The sequence below is a fragment of the Nocardia sp. Tas62D01 genome, assembly GCF_055232035.1.
Genome location: NZ_JBUYUZ010000001.1, coordinates 6112180 through 6130274, shown reverse-complemented (window position 1 = coordinate 6130274; position 18095 = coordinate 6112180). Strand labels below are relative to the sequence as shown.

The following is an 18095-nucleotide window of genomic DNA, read 5'->3' as shown; positions in this document are numbered from 1 at the left end:
ATCCCCAAGCACGGGAGATCAGAAGGTATGCGGCTCTTTAGTTTTCGCCCTTGAAGCGGCGGCGGTCGCGTTCTTCGGCGGCGGCAGCGGCGATGCGGCGCTGTTCCTCGGCGGCGAGCTGCAGGGTGGTGCGACTCCAGACGACGCGAATCCAGTGGAAGGTCAGCACGATGACGGCGATCGCGCCGATGATCAGTCCGATGCCGGGACCCGCGCCGTGGTAGTTGGCGCCGCCCGGGCCGCCCACTCCCGGCGTCTGCCGGTGCCAGATGGAGAAGATGCCGAACACGCTGCCGACGGCGGAACCGGCGGCGGCGATCCAGGCCAGCACCCAGCGGCGGGTCATCAAGGCAAGCAGCGAGAACCCGATGCCGAAGACGACGACGAGCCAGACGAAGACGCGCGAGGGCAGTCCGATGTGTTCGAAGCGCGCGGCGTCGGTGCCGAGCAGCACGTCGAAGCCGCGCGCGGTCCCGGCGTGCGGCAGCACCAGCGACAGCAGCAGCACGAACACCGCACCCGCGACCACCATCGCGCGCACACCGGGATCGATCTCACCGGCCATGCGGCGCTCGACAGCGTCGAGATCGTCATGGAACTGTTCGAAGTCTTTGCTACCCTCGACCGAGTTCATTGAGCCCTCGTTTCGTTCGGCGTCGTCATGGTCGGCATTGCCGGGGTCCACTGTGCCATCGCGACCCGCGGCCCCGGCGACCGACCCACTACGCGAAGTAGTACTTGCGGTCGGATCAAGCCCGGCCGACTTCGATGCCGCATCGTCCGCGGCTTCTCGGTACCCACTCGGATGCGCCGCGCCGTCGCCGTGTTCCGACTGATTCGCGACCCCACCACCGTCGGCGGAGCGCGAGTCACCCTCGGCCGCAGGCGGATCCACGTGCGCTTCGCCCTGTCCATTGCGGCTGGACGCGGGCTCCGCTCCCCCGGCTTCGCGCGCCATATCGCTTCCTTCGCCCGGCCCGCCGGTCATGCGCCGCAGCCGGTCGCGCAGCCCGCGGCGGCCGGTTCCGGAGCCGGCGCGCCAATGCGGGGCAGGCCGAGCCCGACACCGATCGGTTCGGTCTTGGGGGTGATGCCGCGCTCGTGGGCGTCGCCCGCGCGGGTGCGGCGGTGGCTGCAGACCGGGCCGTCGGCGATCAGGTGGTGCGGGGCGGCGCCGGTGATCTCGACGGTGATGACGTCGCCGGGCCGTATGGTATCGGCGCTACCGGATTCCGTGACGGGCGGGCGGAAGTGCACGAGGCGGCCGTCGCGGGCCCGGCCACTCATCCGCGCGGTTGCGGCGTTCTTCTTGCCCGCACCCTCGGCGACGAGCAATTCGACCTCGGTGCCGATCAGCTCACGGTTCGCGTCCAGGCAGACTTCCTCCTGCAGCGCGATGAGCCGGTCGTAGCGTTCCTGGACAACCTCTTTGGGCAGCTGGTCGGGCATATCGGCCGCGGGAGTGCCGGGCCGTTTGGAGTACTGGAAGGTGTAGGCGCTGGTGAAGCGGGCCTGGCGGACCACGTCCAGAGTCTCCTGGAAGTCCTCCTCGGTTTCGCCCGGGAAGCCGACGATGATATCGGTGGTGATCGCCGCGTGTGGCATGGCTGCGCGCACCTTCTCGATGATGCCGAGATAGCGCGCCTTGCGGTAGGAGCGGCGCATCGCCTTGAGCACCCGATCCGAGCCGGACTGCAGCGGCATGTGCAGCTGCGGGCAGATGTTCGGGGTCTCGGCCATGGCCTCGATCACGTCGTCGGTGAACTCGGCCGGATGCGGCGAGGTGAAGCGCACGCGCTCGAGTCCGTCGATCCGTCCGCAGGCGCGCAGCAGCTTGGCGAACGCGCCGCGGTCGCGAGTCTCATCCGGGTCGGCGAAGGAGGCGCCGTAGGAGTTCACGTTCTGCCCGAGCAGCGTCACCTCCAGCACGCCTTGGTCGACCAGCGCCTGCACCTCGGCGAGCACGTCACCGGGGCGACGGTCGACCTCCTTGCCGCGCAACGACGGCACGATGCAGAAGGTGCAGGTGTTGTTGCAGCCCACCGAGATCGACACCCAGCCCGCGTACGCGGATTCCCTCCTGGCCGGCAGCGTCGACGGGAATGCCTCGAGCGACTCCAAGATCTCCACCTGCGCCTCGGCGTTGTGCCGCGCACGCTCCAGCAGCACCGGCAGCGAGCCGAGGTTGTGCGTGCCGAAGACCACATCCACCCAGGGCGCCTTGCGCACCACGACGTCGCGGTCCTTCTGCGCCAGGCAGCCGCCGACCGCGATCTGCATGCCGGGCTGCTCGGCCTTGATCGGCGCCAGGTGACCAAGGGTGCCGTAGAGCTTGTTGTCGGCGTTCTCGCGGACCGCGCAGGTATTGAAAACGACTAGGTCGGCCGTCGCCCCCGCCACGGCCTTCACATAGCCCGCATCCTCCAGCAGACCGGACAAGCGTTCAGAGTCGTGCACATTCATCTGGCAGCCGAAAGTGCGGACCTCGTAACTGCGCACTGCTCCCTCTACCTGGCCCATCGAATTCACCTGTCCAGGGTAAGGCTGTCCGCATCGGCGGCGTTCGGCGCATCCGGGTGAACTTCGTCGCGATACCTAGGAGAGCAGGCTTTCGGCGTCGCTGTCGGAGTAAGCGGTGGTACGGAATCGCGCTCGATACGCCGACGGCGTGATGCCAAGCCGCCGCCCGAATGCCCGCCGCAGCGACTCGTCACTACCGAAACCGCTGCGCAGCGCCGTATCCGTCACCGTCGCGCCGTCCGCGAGCAGTGCCTGCGCCGCTTCGACGCGCACGGACTCGACATATTCCGCGGGTGTCGCACCGAGTTGGTCGCGGAACAGACGGTTCAGGTGCCTGACGCTCAGGCCCGATCTGGTGGCCAGCGCGGATGCCGAATGATCGGCCGACGCATCCGCGGCGATGGCATCCACCACGGAGCGCAGCGGATCGTGCCCCACCGCGGGTGCGCGCAGCGACGCCGAGAATTGCGACTGTCCCCCGGGTCGCTGCATGAACACCACCAGATCGCGGGCCACCTCGCGCGCGAGGTCCGCGCCGATGTCCTCCTCCACCATCGCCAGCGCGAGATCGATGCCCGCGGTCACACCCGCAGACGTCAGCACGTGCCCGTCGCGCACGTGGATGGCGTCCGGTTCGACGCGGACGGCGGGATAGCGGCGAGCCAGCAGGCCGGCTTGTCGCCAGTGCGTCGTCGCCCGGCGTCCGTCCAGCAGACCCGCCCGGGCCAAGGCGAACGCGCCGGTGCACACCGAGGCCACCCGGCGGGCGTGCGGAGCCAATTCGGCGATATCGGTCAGCAGGCCGTCCGGAATTCGGTCGCGGGGAAGATCGGCGGAACCGGGAACCACGACCGTGTCGATCGGTGCGAGCGCGCCGCTGTCGACCCGGCCGTCGACGGCCATGCGGCCCGTCGCGGCCATCACATCCGCACCATCGGTCGAGCACACCGACCAGCGGTACGGCGCGCCCATGTCACAGGCGGTCACGAAGACCTCGAGTGGCCCAGCGATGTCGAGTTGCCGCACGTTTTCGTAGGCCAGGAACACGATGTGGCGCGTCGTGGCGGACATCTCACCAGCCTAGTCGGCACGCATGGCCGGATCCGAGGGATTCCTGTCCCTGCGTACATGGCCCCGCGCATCGACCGCAACAAGACTCGAAGGTGACAACTTCGAACCCGAGAAGGACATCATGAACCGCATCGCCGATATCGTCATCCCCGACAGCCGTCTGGCCACCGCCGCGACCGAACTGGTCCGCGATGTCACCGACGACCTGCTCTATGACCACTCGCGCCGCGTCTACCTCTTCGGCGCGTGGCAAGGCGGTCGCCGCGGCCTCGACTTCGATCCCGAACTGCTCTACATCGGAGCGATGTTCCACGATCTCGGGCTGACCCACAAATACCGCACCACCGACCGCAGATTCGAGATCGATGGCGCCGAGCAGGCCGCGGCGTTCCTGCGCGGACACGACATCCCGGAGGAGTCGGTGCGGCTGGTGTGGACCGCGATCGCGCTGCACACCACCCCCGAGATCCCCTATTGGATGCAGCCAGAGATCGCGTTGGTCACCGCGGGCGTGGAACTCGACGTGTTGGGGATCGGTTATGCCGACCTGCCTGGCGAAACTCGCGACTCCATCGTCGCGGCGCACCCGCGCCCGGACTTCAAGAAGCGGATCCTCGCCGCGTTCACCGACGGCATCGTGGATCGGCCTCAGACCACCTTCGGGAACGTGAAAGCCGACGTGCTGGCACGGTTCGTGCCCGGCTTCGAACGGACGGATTTCGTGGACGTGATCGAGGAGTCCGACTGGCCGGAATAGAATCCGTTCCTGATTGCCATTGGCGCTGCCCAATTCAGCCGGCTCGCCGAGGAACAGGCAGCGCTGCACCGCGCCGCTACGCTGGTCGCCCGCGGACTGCCACCGGCCGAGGTCTTCGCCGCCGTCACAGAAGAGATCGGTCACGTCCTGGCTGCCGAACGCACGGTCATCGTCCGCCTCGATCCCGACGACGCGGCGACTCTCGTCGCCCGCACCGGCGCATACGCCCCGACGTGATGCCGGCGGGGAGCCGCTGGAACCTCGAGCCACCGCCGGCCTTGGCGGGCGCCTTGCACTCCGGTGGGCGCGAGGCTGTGTCGTGGGACACCTGTTGAGGTTACATCCACGTATCGCTTCGGCGCGGCGGGACGGTGTGTCGCTGAAAATCGGGCAAATCCGGAATTTCCGCTTAAGGTCTTTGACCATGACCGACGCCGCTGCCGCGCCCGACACGACCGGGGCCGCCACGACCGGGGATGAGGGCACCACCACCGGTGCGCCGATGATCTCGATGCGCAATGTGGAAAAACACTTCGGTGAGTTGCATGTGCTGCGCGAGATCAACCTCGAAGTCCCCCCGGGACAGGTCGTCATCGTTCTGGGTCCCTCCGGATCCGGAAAGTCGACGCTGTGCCGAACCATCAACCGACTCGAGCCGATCGACTCCGGCGATATCGCCATCGACGGCGTGCCGCTGCCCGCCGAGGGCCGCGCACTGGCCGCGCTGCGCGCCGATGTCGGTATGGTCTTCCAATCGTTCAACCTGTTCGCGCACAAGACGATCGTCGAGAACGTCATGCTCGCGCCGCTCAAGGTTCGCAAGGTGCCCAAGAACGAAGCGCGCACGCGGGCCATGGAACTGCTCGAACGGGTCGGCATCGCCAACCAGGCCGATAAGTACCCGGCGCAACTGTCGGGCGGCCAGCAGCAGCGCGTGGCGATCGCCCGCGCCTTGGCGATGAACCCGAAGGTGATGCTGTTCGACGAGCCGACCTCCGCGCTGGACCCGGAAATGGTCCAGGAGGTACTCGAGGTGATGGTGTCGCTGGCCAAGGAAGGGATGACCATGCTGGTGGTCACCCACGAAATGGGTTTCGCCCGTCGCGCCGGGAACCGGGTGCTGTTCATGGCGGACGGGCAGGTGGTCGAGGATGCCGAGCCGGAAACCTTCTTCACCGCGCCGAAGTCCGCACGCGCCAGGGATTTCCTCGGAAAAATATTGAGCCACTGACCATTTGACAATCACGGCCATCGAAACCATAAATGAGGGAAGGATCTCGATGAGGATCAACCGTGCGCTTCGAGTCGGTGTCGGGGCGATCGCCCTGGCGCTGACCGCCGCGACCGTCGCCGCCTGCGGCGGAGGCGACAGCAAGTCCGCCCTGGATCACGCCAAAGGGGGCAAACTCACCATCGGCATCAAGTTCGACCAGCCGGGCCTGGGCCTGCGCAACAAGGACGGCTCCTACAGCGGTTTCGACGTCGAGGTCGCCAAGTACGTGGCGGACAAGCTGGGCGTCAAGCCCGGGGACATCACCTTCAAGGAGGCCCCGTCCGCGCAGCGCGAGACGCTCATCGAGAACGGACAGGTCGACTACATCGTCGCCACCTACTCGATCAACGATAAGCGCAAGGAGAAGGTCGACTTCGCCGGTCCGTACTACGTCGCGGGCCAGTCGCTGCTGGTGCGCGCCGACAACACCGACACCCACGGCCCGGACGATCTGAAGGGCAAGAAGGTCTGCTCGGTGAAGGGCTCCACCCCTGCCCAGAACATCGAGAAGAACTTCCCCGACACCCAGCTCATGACCAACGACACCTACTCCCTGTGCCTCGAAGGCCTCAAGGGCGGGTCCTGGGACGCGGTGACCACCGACGACATCATCCTGGCCGGCTACGCCGCGCAGAGTGCGGGTGCGTTCAAGGTGACAGGTAAGCCGTTCACCACGGAGAACTATGGCATCGGCCTGAAGAAGGGCGATAAGGAACTCCGCGACAAGGTCAACGACGCGATCGAGGCGATGATCGCCGACGGTTCCTGGAAGAAGGCGTTCGACCAGACGGTCGGCGTATCCGGATACCAGGCCCCGACGCCGCCGACGGTGAATCGGTACTGAGTTCTTCACAGCGGGTGGCCCGGATCTGCCGGATCGGGCCACCCGCCGTTTCCCCTGTAAATCCACACCGATCGGAGGGACGCGTCCGCCGTGTTCGACCTGATCTCTAGGTACCACGACCAAGTCCTCGAGGCATTCTGGGTCACCATCCAGCTGACCGTTGTGTCGGGTATCGCGGCGTTGATTCTCGGTACCATCGTCGCCGCGTTGCGCGTGTCCCCGGTACCGGTTGCCCGCTGGGTCGGCACCGCGTACGTCACTATCTTCCGCAACACCCCGCTGACCCTGATCATCGTTTTCTGCTCTCTCGGTCTGTACACGACCATGGGCTGGCGACTCGCTGGCGAGGGCCCGAATTCGGTGGCACAGAACAACTTCCGATTCGCGATCGCCGGACTCACCATCTACACGGCGGCGTTCGTCTGTGAATCGCTGCGCTCGGGCATCAACACGGTGCCGTTGGGTCAGTCGGAGGCGGGCCGGTCGTTGGGCTTCAGCTTCTCGCAGAATCTGCGACTCGTGGTGCTGCCGCAGGCATTTCGCTCGGTCATCGCCCCGCTCGGCAGCGTGCTCATCGCGCTGACCAAGAACTCGACCATCGCCTCGGCGATCGGCGTTGCCGAGGCCGCCCAGCTGATGGCGGGCATGGTCGAGTCCGAAGCTATGCCGATTGCCATCGGCGCGATCTTCGCGTTCGGCTTCGTGATCCTGACTCTGCCGACTGGCCTGCTGTTCGGCTGGCTCGCCAAACGATACGAGGTGGCCCGATGAGCTCAGGTGCTTCGGTCCTGTTCGACGCGCCGGGCACCCGTGCGCGCATCCGCTACAACATCTACTCGGTGCTGGTGGTCGTCGCCGTCGGCGGTGTGCTCTGGTATCTGTACAGCGGCTTCGCCGACAAGGGACAGTTCACGGCGGAGAAGTGGAAGCCCTTCCTGGAGAAGGACGTCTGGACCACCTATCTCCTGCCGGGCCTGAAGGGCACCGTGGTCGCGGCGCTGCTGTCGATCGTGCTGGCGCTGGTGGTCGGCATGGTCTTCGGCATCCTGCGGCTGTCGGATCATCGGGTGGTGCGATGGGTCGCGGGCGCGGTCGTCGAACTCTCCAGGGCCATCCCGGTGCTGATCCTGATGATCTTCCTGTTCTCGGTCTTCTCCGGCTACAAGCTGTTCCAGGTGGACCAGCTGGCGCTCGCCGCCGTGGTCACCGCGCTGACTATCTACAACGGGTCGGTCATCGCCGAGATCGTACGAGCCGGTATCCATTCGCTGCCGAAGGGACAGACCGAGGCCTCGGTCGCGCTGGGGCTGCGCAAGGGACAGCTGATGCGGCTGATCCTGCTGCCGCAGGCGATCACAGCCATGCTGCCCGCGCTGATCTCGCAAATGGTTGTCGCGTTGAAGGATTCGGCGCTGGGCTACCAGATCACCTACGTCGAAATCGTGCGATCGGGCCAGCAGCTCGGCGCGGCTCAACAGAACACGGTCCCGTCGCTGATGGTCATCGCGCTCGTCATGATCGCGCTCAACAGCGCGCTGACGCTGGTGGCGACCAAGGTGGAGCGGCGGCTGCGCGGGCGAAAGACCAGGGGCGGCAACGTAGTCGCGGCCGATTCGATTCTCACCGACGCCGTACCAGGGATGGATCTCACGAAGAAGTCGTGAGCCTGGATGCGCCCGCGACTCCGGCTCCCTGGCCCGTGTTGGTGTCGGGAGCCGGAGTTGCGGGCGCTCGACGCGGTAATCCGCTCGAGCGCACCGTCATTCGAGCCGGTGCTCAGCGAAGTGGTGGGCACCTGGAGGGCTCGCCACAAAGGTTCTCGAAGCTGACGTTCTCAGCATCGCCAACCGAGAGATCGACCGCCTTTGCAAGGCCTGGCATCTCCGCGGTTTGGGACGGCGCGGGGTCGCATCGAGTGTCAGCCTGCGGTCAACAAGGGACGTAGCCGCCCCTGTGCGAACCGATCCACCAGCGGGGGCGCGTATTTGCGCACGATCAGTGCGGTGGCCGTGCCGGCAATCGCGCCGACGAGCAGGCCGACGAACGCGTCGTGGGGATAGTGGGCGCCGACGTAGACGCGAGAGAAGCCCATGATCGCCGCGGCGGCCGAGGCGAGGACCGCAAGTCGCCGATTGACGAGGAACAGCGCTGCCGCCATCGCCGCGACTACCGCGGCATGGTTGCTCGGGAAGCCGGTATCGGTAATCGGCGGACATTGCTCGAGCAAGTACGCCTGGGGGTACTGATAGCAGGGACGTTGTTCGCCGACAATCCATTTGATGCCGTCGTTGACCAGATAGGCCACGACTGCCGCGACCGGGACGGCCAGCGCGGCGGACATCGTGACCGTGTCCGCACGTCGAGCGATCCACCAGGCGGCGACTATGAACGCCGCGAACAGGACCATCCCAAGACTCGAGTAGTCAACCATCGGTGTGTTGAACCACCGCGTGTTGCGCGCGAACTCGGTGACGTCGGTGAACCAGGACCCGTCGATCTGCGATGCGCTCAAACTCAGTGCCGGTACTGCCATTCCGCCTCCTACTCGTCGTCGGTCACCGTCGACGGCTGGTGGTCGATCGACGGAGCCGCATATTTCCTGTCAACACCGCGGGTGCGGCGAGGGTCAAACCAGCAAGCACCGCATAGCCGACGGTGAGGGTCGCGGCGGCCGCGGCTCCGGCGACCAGCAGTGGGCCGCCCGCGTCACCCAGTTCGCGGCCGAGTTCGGCCGCGCCCATGGTTTGGCCCATGCGGTCCTCCGGTGTCGAGCTCGCCAGGGACGCGAAGGCAAGCGGTGTGATGAGGCCCGTGCCGACGCCGATGCCGGCCGCGGCGAGCAGCACACCCACCAGGCCGGGGAGCATCGCGCAGCCGAGACCGAGACCGGTGACAACCAATCCGACGGCGGCCCCGGTGTTCGCCGAGAGGCGGCCCGCGTCGAGTGCCCGACCGGCTTTCGGCTGCACCAGGGCCGCGCACGCCGCCAGCACCGACACCGCTGCTCCGGTCGCCACCGGGCCGAGTCCGGCGGCGGCGCCGGAGACAGGCAGGAATCCCACGCCGACCGAGAGTGCGGCGGTCGCGAAAGCCAGTGCCGCGGTGGGCCGCAGGAAGGTGCGATCGGAGAGTCGACGTGCCAGGTCGACCAGCGTTTGCCGCGAGCGCGGCAGTGGCGCGATCGTGGGGACCGAGACCGCCGCCCAGACCGCGACCGCCGCGGCGAGCGCCGACAGCACCGCGAACAGCAGCGTGAGGCCGCCGATCCACACGACCACGCCGCCGAGCAGCGGGCCCAGGGTGTAGCCGATGCTCTTGTAGAACCCGTAGGTACCGAATGCCTTGCCGTGCTTGGCTTTCGGATTCATCCGGGCGACCAGTGCGGAGGCCGCGGGTGAGAACGCCGACGCCGCGGCGCCCTGCCCGAGGCGTGCCAGCCACAACCAGCCCGGATCGTCGACGAGCACGAAGACGAGGGAGGCGGCGGCGAATCCGATCAGGCCACCGAGCAATACCGGGCGAGCGCCTATCCGGTCCGCCAGCGTCCCGAACACCGGCTTGAGCACCACTTCCGCGCCGTCGTACAACGCGAGCAGCACGCCGAGATACAGCAGGGAAGTACGCAGATCTCCGGTCTCGGCGCCGAGGTTCGCGGCGATGCCGTGCGCGCCGAACGCGGTGGTGAATCCCGCCGCGTACAGCGGCCACATCTGCCAGCGCGCCGATGGCGGCGGACTCGGGTCAGCGGCGGTCATGACGCGTCGCCGCCCAGACTCGGTTCGGGCGCGTGCAGTGCATCGATGACTTGCTCGGAGTAGTCCTCGAACCGCTGCGCGCAGTGCTGCAATCGCGTGGCGGCTTCGGCGGCGTTCGCGGCACCGAACACATCGCGAGCCTTGAGGTCGCGGTGCCAGCGGCGCAGCCGCTCCAGGCTCTGCTCTTCTTCTTCGAGTTCGGCGAGGGTGAACTTGCCGAGCCGAATCTCCTTGTCCAACTCGGCCTCATACTTGCCGCAATCGGCAAGGAACTCCGCCCAGTCGTCCTCACGAGCCGCGGTGAACATCCCCTCGAACCGGGCGCCATCCGCGGCGCTGGCCCCGGCGGCATGCAGCACGATGACCTCACCGTCGGCCCGCTCGACCAGCACCGAGGCCCGACCGAGGCCAGCGGCGAATGCGGGCACATCCGGCACCGCCCATACCCCCTGCCCCAACGACAGCGCCCCGACCTTTCGCAGCTCCCGCCACACCGCGACCCGGTGCCGCGTCGGCTCCGCGCGCAGCCGCACGATCAGCACAATCCATCGAACCGGCTGAACACCATCATTCACATCAAAGAATGTATCACGTGTTACAAACGGCGAGGATATACTCGTCACCTGCAAGCGAGCAAACCTAACGCTCCGGCCGTTGACCTCCCGATACACGAATCGACCAGACGTATCGGCCGACGCACCCGGGCGATCGGTGTCAGGGCCCTGCCGGGATCCGCTAGTCGATCGAGTCGGGGAGATCCTCGGAGGGTGCGCCGTGGCTCGCCAGTTCCGCCTTAACCACCTGGTAGGCGGTGGACTGGTTGTAGCCGCGGCGAGCGAGCATGCCGACGAGGCGGCGGATTGTCTTGTCGCGGTCCAGGTTTACGGGCATCGAGCGGAGTTTGCGGCGGACGAGTTCGGTGGCGCGGAGCTCTTCGTCGTCGGCGGTGATTGCGTCCAGGGCGGGGGCGGCGTCGGATTGGGCGACGCCCCTGCGGCGAAGTTCTTGGGCCAGTGCCTGTTTGCCTTTGCCGGAGAAGGTGTGGCGGGCGTGCACCCAGTCTTCGGCGAAGGCGGCATCGTTGATGAGGTCCACTTCGGCAAGCCGGTCGAGGGCGTTCTCGGTCACCTCGGGGGTGAAACCCTTGGCCGCTAAGCCTTGTGCGAGTTCGGCCCGGCTTCGGGCGCGGACGGCGAGCAGGCGTAGACATGCGTCCTTGGCCTGCTCGACCGTCCCACCCGGCAGGGGTGGTTCCGACGAGGACCGGCATGCACCGGCCTGTTTCGGCTCCGACTGACCCCACTCGGATCCAGCCGCCACCGGATCCGCCTCCCATCGGCTTCCCAAACGATCAGAATCGCCCGATGGGGTGGTCTTCGATCGACTACGCCTCGATGTGGACCTGGTCGAGCGCGCCCGCTGCGGTTCGAGCGCGCCCGGCCAGGTGCCTCCCATGTCCGGATCGACCGGATCGATGGATCGGCCGGAAGCGGACAGGAGTTCGATCAGCCGACGCCGCGTTTCGTTCACCGGGTCGGACCGCCGCTCCTCGGAAGCGGTCCCATCGGAACGTTGCGGTGCGCGTCGGCCGTTCATCGGATCAGAAATCGGCGGGCACCTCGGCGGCCACATCGGCCGCGGTCACATCGGCGCCGATGCCGAGCTTTTCCTTGATCTTCTTCTCGATCTCGTCGCGGATGTCGGTGTTCTCCAGCAGGAACTTGCGGGCGTTCTCCTTGCCCTGACCCAGCTGATCGCCCTCATAGGTGTACCAGGAGCCGGACTTGCGAACGAAGCCGTGCTCGACACCCATGTCGATGAGCGAGCCTTCCTTGCTGATGCCGAAGCCGTACAGGATGTCGAACTCGGCCTGCTTGAACGGCGGCGACACCTTGTTCTTCACGACCTTGACGCGGGTGCGGTTACCCACCGCATCGCTGCCGTCCTTGAGCGTCTCGATGCGGCGCACGTCCAGGCGAATGGAGGCGTAGAACTTCAACGCCTTACCGCCCGTGGTGGTTTCGGGAGAACCGAACATCACGCCGATCTTCTCGCGCAACTGGTTGATGAAGATCGCGGTGGTGCCCGAGTTGTTCATGGCGCCGGTCATCTTGCGCAGCGCCTGGCTCATCAGGCGGGCCTGCAGACCGACGTGGCTGTCACCCATCTCGCCCTCGATCTCGGCGCGCGGTACCAGTGCGGCCACCGAGTCGATGACGATGATGTCCAGCGCGCCGGAGCGGATCAGCATGTCGGCGATTTCCAGGGCCTGCTCACCGGTGTCCGGCTGGGAGACCAGCAGCGCGTCGGTGTCGACTCCGAGCTTGCGGGCGTATTCGGGATCGAGAGCGTGCTCGGCGTCGATGAACGCCGCGACGCCACCGGCCGCCTGCGCGTTGGCCACCGCATGCAGCGCGACGGTCGTCTTACCCGAGGACTCCGGGCCGTAGATCTCCACGACACGGCCGCGCGGCAGACCGCCGATGCCGAGGGCCACGTCCAGCGCGATGGAACCGGTCGGGATCACCGCGATGGGCTGGCGGGCCTCCTCGCCGAGACGCATGACCGCGCCCTTGCCGAAGCTCTTCTCCACCTGCGCCAGTGCCAGCTCGAGCGCCTTGTCACGGTCATACGCCTGTGGTGCCATGTCCTGATCCCCTTTTCGACGGGTAAGTCTCGTTCTTTGGTTGGCGCCCACATTAGAGGGCGGCACCGACAAGTTCTGGCGCCCACATTAGACGAACAGATGTTCGAGTCAAGCGACGCGCCCGGCAACACGCGAACCGGCTGCCGCGGCCGGAGATAACCGTCGGCTACGACGGCCCCCGCCGCACCGTGTCAGCGAAATCCCATCATCGCACCAATGAAATCCGATCACTGTCCAGCAGCTTCTGCGCCTGCTTGAACACCCGCAACGCCGGCGTCACCTCCACATCGGCGACTCCGTTGTCCGCCATCGAGCCACGCGGCCCGAGTTCGCGTAGCTGTTCGGCGGTGAACAGTAGGCGGTGAAGAATGGCCCAACCGCCGCCGCCCGAGCCGCTAGGCGCTCGCGATCGGCGGGCACCATCCGTAGCCGCTCGTCCAAGCCGAAATCCATTACCAACGGCCTCGTGGCACATCGAAGTCCGCGCAGAGCGCCCGCCAGACATCCCGCGGATCGACGCCCGCCTCGATGGCGGCGGCGCCGGTACGCCCGCCCAGCGACGGGATCACATGATCGGTCAGCAGCGCATCACCGCGAGCCGTCCCGAACTCGGTGTGCAACAGTTCTTGGAACTCGGTCAACCGCACTGTGCTCAAGATACTCGCGCCACTGGACCTGTCGCGTCTGTCCCGGCTACACCCGGCCGCGCGAATCGGCGACTTTCGATTCGAGTCAGTCGAGTGCGGCTACGAAATAGCTGCGTGCACGGCATCGATCCTGCCAGTCGCGGCCCTTCTCGATCGTGCTGTCGTCATGCTCACCGACACAGACCAGCCTGCCCCGCCGCATCCGCCGATCCCCTCCCGCGAACACCTTCAGCTGGCCCGACCGGTTCGAGGCGGAACGACCGCGCGGGAGGTCTTACGGCGCCGGGCCCTACTGCGCTTGCACGCTACTGAGCACGTCGTGGCACAGCCGGATCGGGTCTGAGACCGAAGCGGCGCCCGCGGCGGCGGTTCGAGCGGCGGCGGTGTAGTCGGGGTCAGCGAGCAGGTCGAGGACCGCGGCGCGCACGGCATCGGCGGTGAGGGGGCGCACCAGGATCGAACTGCCTTGGCGGGCAGCGCGATTGGCGAGTTCCCATTGGTCGCCGCCGCCGGGGATGGTTACGATCGGGACGCCCGCGAGCAGGGATTTGGCCAGCAGGCCGTGGCCGCCGCCGCCCACGACCGCCGCGGCGTGGGTGAGCAATTCGTCTTGGCGACCGAGTCCGGCGCTCGCCCAGGACGGCAGGTCGGTAGGCGGGGTGTCCAGCATCGAAATCGCCACCCGCACACCGGCACCGTCGAGCGCCGCGAGCACGGTGTCGACCATGCCTGTCACGCCGGTATGCGCGGTCGACGGCGCGACCATCACCAGCGGTCCGTCGCCGGGCGGCGGTTCGAGAATCGCCGCGGTGGGCTCCCACAACAGCGGGCCGACCAGGTGGGTGCTGTCCGGCCAGTCCGGACGCGGCACCTCGAGTGCGGGCAGGGTGGCGATCAGCCGGGCGGCGGGACCGGGATCGATCGCGGGCAGCCCAACGCTCTCGCGGGCCTGCTCCCGTTGGCGCTGACCGTTGCGGATGGCGCGGGCGGTCATGGTGCGCAGCACGTTGTCGCGCAGCCTGCCGCGCATGCCCTCCCCCGGCGCGAGTCCACTGCCGATGGGCGGCAATGCTTTCGACGGCAAGTACAGCGGATGCGGGGACAATTCGACCCACGGCACGCCGAGTCGCTCGGCGGCCATGCCGCCGCCGGCGGTGAGCACATCCGACACCACCAGTTCGGGCAGCATCGCACTCAGATCCGGCAGGATCTCCGTCGAAATGTGTGCGGCCCGTTCATGAATCCGCTGACCCGCGTCTCCGTCGTCGTCGACCGCGCGCGGCGCCAGGCCCTTGAGTCTGCGCACCGGGATGCTCGCGTCCCGAGCGGCGTCGAACCACCGTGGACCGGTGAACAGCACCGGCTCATCACCGGCCGCCAGAAACCGCTCGCACAGCGCCAACGCCGGAAACGCATGCCCTGGATCCGGCCCAGCTACTACGGCAACACGCATTCGCCCAGACTGCCACACCATCGATTGCGCCGAGCGGACCTGTCGCGCATGCGCTCGTCCCTTCGCACAGACCTCTTGCCACGCGGTGTTCACGCAGTGGACGGTCGCGGGACACTGCATCGCACAGCATCGACTGCCATGATGGTCTAGACCATTGATACCGTACTGGAGGATGAAGGTGTCCGTCTCCACCGTGGACGAACTGATGAGCATGCTGACCGGCTGCCACGACATCTGGGATATGCCGGACCGCAGCGGCGACCCCGTCGACATCCTCGATCACGACCTGCAATGCGCGCAACTGCTGCGGCAGGCCTACCCCGCCGACGAGGAACTGCAGGTGGCCGGACTGCTGCACGATATCGGTCACATACTCGTGCCCGGCGACGACGCGGGCCACGGCAGGCACGGCGCGCAGGCGGTCCGCCCGCTGCTCGGCGACCGGGTGGCCCGGCTGGTGGAACTCCACGTCGTCGCCAAGCGATACCTCGCCGCGACCGACGCCGTGCACGCCGAGGGGTTGTCGCCGTCAAGTCGACGCACGCTGGTCGCCCAGGGTGGGCCGATGAATGCGGCGGAAGTCGCTGCGTTCCAAGCGGATCCGGACTTCAGCGCCGCCATCGCGCTCCGGCGCGCCGACGATGCGGGCAAAGTTGTCGGGCTCGAGGTCGCGCCGCTGGAGTCGTGGCGCGCAGTTATCGAGCGAGTTGCCGGGGTCGGCTCGGCCTGAGCGGACAGCATTCGCTCCTGCTCACAGGATTCCGCGTTTCGGGTCGGGAAGTGTCCGCTCAGGCCGGACCTAGCCCCCGAAAAAGTACAGCTCAAAGCCAACCGCATGCGCCGCAGCGAACCCCTCCTTCGGCCCGGTCGCCCTCTCGACGACAGCCCGGACCTGGTCGGCGACCGGCTCGGGGCTGAGGATCTCCAGGTAGCGGCGATGCTCGGCGAGCGACGCGGCGGCCTGGTCGAGAGTATCGGTGACGTCCACGGCGTGGGTGGCGGCGGGGCCCACCACGGCGGCCCAGCGCGGCGACCACGGTGTCAGGTCGGCGATTTCGGGGAAGATCCACTCGTTGCCCGCGTCGGAGATGGCGTCCAAGGCGGCGCGGCCGACCGCACGATGGTCGGCGCTATTGGCATAGCCGGGAGCCCAGGTGTCGCCGAAGCTGAACAGCACCACCAACTCTGGTTGATGACGCCGGATCGCGGCCGCGAGATCCCGGCGCAACGCCAGGTTCGCTTCCACTCGACCATCGGGGTAACCGAGGAATTCCACCTCGTGCACACCGACCGCCTTGGCCGACGCGATTTCCTCGGCCTCACGCAACGGACCGGCCTCCGCGGGCGGCACCCCGGCCAATCCGGCCTCACCGGAGGTCACCAAGACGTATCGAATATCTTTCCCCTGCCGGGTCCACCGCGCCACGGCCGCGGCCGCCCCGTACTCGATGTCGTCGGGGTGCGCGACGATAACCAGCCCGCGTTGCCAATCCTCAGGAAGGTGCTCCACCGAACCATTCAAGCAGCTCCCCCCACTTTTGCCGAGAGGTGCCCGCCTCGGAGCACACGCAAGGGCGCGCACCGAATCCGGTTGCGCGCCCTGATCACCGACCCCACGCCGCCTCGGCCGAGGCATCCGCGGTACGCTACAGCTTCGTGACGGAGGACTTGTCCGAGCCCGACACCGCCTTGTACAGCAGGTACAGGCCGAACACAATGGCGCTGATCACCAGGATGGGGAACAGTCCCTTGATCAGTGCACCGATGATGGCGAGCGCGATCCAGACGACCGCGACCACACCGATAATCTTCCACAACATGCCAGCCTCCAGAAGGTCTCGGGCGAACCGCCATGCGACGATCCGACTTCTCCATCGTGGCAGGCCGCAGCACACAAATCACCAGGTCAAGCCGGATATCCGGGAAAGATCAGGGTTCACCCTGACACCGGGAGCAGCCTACGGCCGCCGCGGCGGTGAGCATGCGGACCGCGACTCGCAGGTCGCGGCGCGCACAGCGGCTATTGATCTCCGCCATGCAGATCTCCGAGACCATGGCAGTGATCGAAAGACGGTGTAGGCACCGAACCGGTCGGGTGGCCGTAAGCCGGGCGAAACGCCGCTCAGCGTAGCCCGTGCGGCGCCAGCGGGGCCGCGACCTGATAGTCGGCCACCTCGGCGAGGGCCTGTGCCCAGCCGTCCAGACGGTCGGCGGCGTGGCGCAGGTCGGAGACGATCATGTCGAAATCGTGGCGCAGCACAATGGTTTCGGGCACTGCGAGAATCCGTCCGGCGGCCGCGACCACCTGCTCGTATTCCGCGACACCCGATTCGAGGCGCGCGAGCGCCAGTTGCACATTGCCCGAAAGGGCAGCTGCCGCATCGGAATTCGTGCCGCCCATCATGTTGATGGCCCGCTCCATCACGGCCACGTCGGCGGCGAGCGCGTGCAGAGCGGCGGCGCCGGATGCCGCGGTCTCCAACATGTCGCCCAGCTCGTCATCGGGCAGCCGGTTGGATCGGTCGATCTGCGCGGCCAAACCGTGCAGGGCCCGCTCCGCGCGGACCAACCTGCCGATCGGCGCCCGCGCTGCGGACCACATCGGCGGTTGCTTGCGCGGCACGAACGCGGCCTGCGGCAGTGGTGCGTTGCGCAGCCGCAGATAGCGGCGCGCACTCAGCGCGGTCCCGGTCACCAGGGCGACCGCTCCCCCGCCCACCACGACGACGGCCCAGGCCGGTGCGGCGACGATGACGAGACCGACGGTGCCCGCGGTGGTGAGTCCGGATACCGTGCCGAGTTGGAAGCTGCGGCGGCGGGCCCGGCGACGCTTGCGTAATTCCCGTTCCCTCGGATCCGCCCAGCGACGCACGGCGACCAGCGCGTGCTGGCCGACTTCGCGCAGGCTGTCCGGGAGACTGCCCGGCTGCGGCACGATCGCCGACTGTGCGATCGCGGATTGTGCTGCGCGAACGACAGCCCGGCGCCCCGACCGCACAACGGCGGGTTCCTCCCGGAACTGCGGCTCGCGATTTCGCTTGCGGCTCACGGTTTCCCTCCCACCGGTCGGGCGGGTGCGGGCCGGGCACACACGGCGAAGGGCCCGAGGGTTACCCGAGCGCTGGCCT

At 67.5% G+C, this 18095-nt stretch carries 19 protein-coding genes; 6 read left to right on the top strand and 13 right to left on the bottom strand.

Annotation, left to right across the window (positions count from 1 at the left end):
• Positions 1–37 precede the first annotated feature (37 nt).
• The 3 genes from ACV7NQ_RS29200 to ACV7NQ_RS29190 form a co-directional block, all read right to left on the bottom strand.
• Positions 38–634 (bottom strand): Rv2732c family membrane protein, encoded by a 597-nt coding sequence (locus ACV7NQ_RS29200; protein WP_463365864.1) that lies wholly within the window; start codon positions 632–634, stop codon positions 38–40.
• Positions 635–984: 350 nt separating this feature from the next.
• The gene (miaB, locus tag ACV7NQ_RS29195) at positions 985–2520 is read right to left on the bottom strand and encodes a tRNA (N6-isopentenyl adenosine(37)-C2)-methylthiotransferase MiaB (protein ID WP_463362534.1); all 1536 of its coding nucleotides are present in this window, start codon (positions 2518–2520) and stop codon (positions 985–987) included.
• 75 nt (positions 2521–2595) lie between these two features.
• Entirely contained in the window at positions 2596–3591 is a 996-nt protein-coding gene (locus tag ACV7NQ_RS29190; RefSeq protein ID WP_463362533.1) for a GlxA family transcriptional regulator, read from the bottom strand.
• A gap of 118 nt (positions 3592–3709) precedes the next feature.
• Here ACV7NQ_RS29190 and ACV7NQ_RS29185 point away from each other — a divergent pair, with 118 nt between their 5' ends.
• The 5 genes from ACV7NQ_RS29185 (at position 3710) to ACV7NQ_RS29165 (ending at position 8129) form a co-directional block, all read left to right on the top strand.
• A complete protein-coding gene (locus tag ACV7NQ_RS29185) occupies positions 3710–4348 on the top strand; it encodes an HD domain-containing protein (RefSeq protein WP_463365863.1) in 639 nt (212 codons plus the stop codon).
• Between the two features lie 502 nt (positions 4349–4850).
• Positions 4851–5579 (top strand): amino acid ABC transporter ATP-binding protein, encoded by a 729-nt coding sequence (locus tag ACV7NQ_RS29180; protein ID WP_463365862.1) that lies wholly within the window; start codon positions 4851–4853, stop codon positions 5577–5579.
• Positions 5580–5628: 49 nt separating this feature from the next.
• On the top strand, positions 5629–6465 hold the full coding sequence (locus ACV7NQ_RS29175; RefSeq protein WP_463362532.1) for a glutamate ABC transporter substrate-binding protein: 837 nt from the start codon (positions 5629–5631) through the stop codon (positions 6463–6465).
• Positions 6466–6555: 90 nt separating this feature from the next.
• The gene (locus ACV7NQ_RS29170; RefSeq protein ID WP_463362531.1) at positions 6556–7236 is read left to right on the top strand and encodes an amino acid ABC transporter permease; all 681 of its coding nucleotides are present in this window, start codon (positions 6556–6558) and stop codon (positions 7234–7236) included.
• Positions 7233–8129, top strand: coding sequence for an amino acid ABC transporter permease (locus tag ACV7NQ_RS29165; RefSeq protein ID WP_463362530.1), 897 nt, complete (start codon positions 7233–7235; stop codon positions 8127–8129). Before ACV7NQ_RS29170 ends, ACV7NQ_RS29165 begins: the two co-directional genes overlap by 4 nt.
• A gap of 254 nt (positions 8130–8383) precedes the next feature.
• On the opposite strand, the gene ACV7NQ_RS29160 is transcribed toward ACV7NQ_RS29165, so the two are convergent.
• From ACV7NQ_RS29160 to ACV7NQ_RS29130, 7 genes are all read right to left on the bottom strand, one after another.
• A complete protein-coding gene (locus ACV7NQ_RS29160; protein WP_463362529.1) occupies positions 8384–8998 on the bottom strand; it encodes a phosphatase PAP2 family protein in 615 nt (204 codons plus the stop codon).
• Positions 8999–9020: 22 nt separating this feature from the next.
• On the bottom strand, positions 9021–10220 hold the full coding sequence (locus ACV7NQ_RS29155) for an MFS transporter (RefSeq protein WP_463362528.1): 1200 nt from the start codon (positions 10218–10220) through the stop codon (positions 9021–9023).
• Positions 10217–10795 carry a Chromate resistance protein ChrB gene (locus tag ACV7NQ_RS29150; protein ID WP_463362527.1) on the bottom strand — a complete coding sequence of 193 codons (579 nt, stop codon included), beginning with the start codon at positions 10793–10795 and terminating at the stop codon, positions 10217–10219. The genes ACV7NQ_RS29155 and ACV7NQ_RS29150 overlap by 4 nt, the downstream gene beginning before the upstream one ends.
• A gap of 160 nt (positions 10796–10955) precedes the next feature.
• The gene (gene recX, locus ACV7NQ_RS29145; protein ID WP_463362526.1) at positions 10956–11540 is read right to left on the bottom strand and encodes a recombination regulator RecX; all 585 of its coding nucleotides are present in this window, start codon (positions 11538–11540) and stop codon (positions 10956–10958) included.
• Between the two features lie 280 nt (positions 11541–11820).
• Positions 11821–12867 carry a recombinase RecA gene (gene recA, locus ACV7NQ_RS29140; RefSeq protein ID WP_463362525.1) on the bottom strand — a complete coding sequence of 349 codons (1047 nt, stop codon included), beginning with the start codon at positions 12865–12867 and terminating at the stop codon, positions 11821–11823.
• 452 nt (positions 12868–13319) lie between these two features.
• Positions 13320–13514: a DUF3046 domain-containing protein gene (locus tag ACV7NQ_RS29135; RefSeq protein WP_463365861.1), complete on the bottom strand. Its 195-nt coding sequence runs from the start codon at positions 13512–13514 to the stop codon at positions 13320–13322.
• 289 nt (positions 13515–13803) lie between these two features.
• Positions 13804–14967 carry a glycosyltransferase gene (locus tag ACV7NQ_RS29130; protein ID WP_463362524.1) on the bottom strand — a complete coding sequence of 388 codons (1164 nt, stop codon included), beginning with the start codon at positions 14965–14967 and terminating at the stop codon, positions 13804–13806.
• 172 nt (positions 14968–15139) lie between these two features.
• Between ACV7NQ_RS29130 and ACV7NQ_RS29125 the strand changes: the two genes are divergently transcribed.
• A complete protein-coding gene (locus ACV7NQ_RS29125; protein WP_463362523.1) occupies positions 15140–15697 on the top strand; it encodes an HD domain-containing protein in 558 nt (185 codons plus the stop codon).
• Between the two features lie 69 nt (positions 15698–15766).
• On the opposite strand, the gene ACV7NQ_RS29120 is transcribed toward ACV7NQ_RS29125, so the two are convergent.
• The 3 genes from ACV7NQ_RS29120 to pspM all read right to left on the bottom strand — a co-directional run bounded on the left by ACV7NQ_RS29120 (position 15767) and on the right by pspM (position 18016).
• Positions 15767–16477: a PIG-L deacetylase family protein gene (locus ACV7NQ_RS29120; protein ID WP_463362522.1), complete on the bottom strand. Its 711-nt coding sequence runs from the start codon at positions 16475–16477 to the stop codon at positions 15767–15769.
• A 136-nt stretch (positions 16478–16613) separates the two neighbouring features.
• Entirely contained in the window at positions 16614–16787 is a 174-nt protein-coding gene (locus ACV7NQ_RS29115; protein WP_463362521.1) for a hypothetical protein, read from the bottom strand.
• A 302-nt stretch (positions 16788–17089) separates the two neighbouring features.
• Positions 17090–18016: a phage shock envelope stress response protein PspM gene (gene pspM / locus ACV7NQ_RS29110; RefSeq protein WP_463362520.1), complete on the bottom strand. Its 927-nt coding sequence runs from the start codon at positions 18014–18016 to the stop codon at positions 17090–17092.
• Positions 18017–18095 lie beyond the last annotated feature (79 nt).

Coding starts and splice junctions, on each gene's coding strand:
- ACV7NQ_RS29180 (WP_463365862.1), top strand. CDS start 4,851: ATGATCTCGATGCGCAATGTGGAAAAACACTTCGGTGAGTTGCATGTG.
- ACV7NQ_RS29190 (WP_463362533.1), bottom strand. CDS start 3,591: ATGTCCGCCACGACGCGCCACATCGTGTTCCTGGCCTACGAAAACGTG.
- ACV7NQ_RS29130 (WP_463362524.1), bottom strand. CDS start 14,967: ATGCGTGTTGCCGTAGTAGCTGGGCCGGATCCAGGGCATGCGTTTCCG.
- recA (WP_463362525.1), bottom strand. CDS start 12,867: ATGGCACCACAGGCGTATGACCGTGACAAGGCGCTCGAGCTGGCACTG.
- ACV7NQ_RS29115 (WP_463362521.1), bottom strand. CDS start 16,787: ATGTTGTGGAAGATTATCGGTGTGGTCGCGGTCGTCTGGATCGCGCTC.
- ACV7NQ_RS29125 (WP_463362523.1), top strand. CDS start 15,140: ATGAAGGTGTCCGTCTCCACCGTGGACGAACTGATGAGCATGCTGACC.
- miaB (WP_463362534.1), bottom strand. CDS start 2,520: ATGGGCCAGGTAGAGGGAGCAGTGCGCAGTTACGAGGTCCGCACTTTC.
- ACV7NQ_RS29165 (WP_463362530.1), top strand. CDS start 7,233: ATGAGCTCAGGTGCTTCGGTCCTGTTCGACGCGCCGGGCACCCGTGCG.
- ACV7NQ_RS29155 (WP_463362528.1), bottom strand. CDS start 10,220: ATGACCGCCGCTGACCCGAGTCCGCCGCCATCGGCGCGCTGGCAGATG.
- ACV7NQ_RS29160 (WP_463362529.1), bottom strand. CDS start 8,998: ATGGCAGTACCGGCACTGAGTTTGAGCGCATCGCAGATCGACGGGTCC.
- ACV7NQ_RS29175 (WP_463362532.1), top strand. CDS start 5,629: ATGAGGATCAACCGTGCGCTTCGAGTCGGTGTCGGGGCGATCGCCCTG.
- ACV7NQ_RS29200 (WP_463365864.1), bottom strand. CDS start 634: ATGAACTCGGTCGAGGGTAGCAAAGACTTCGAACAGTTCCATGACGAT.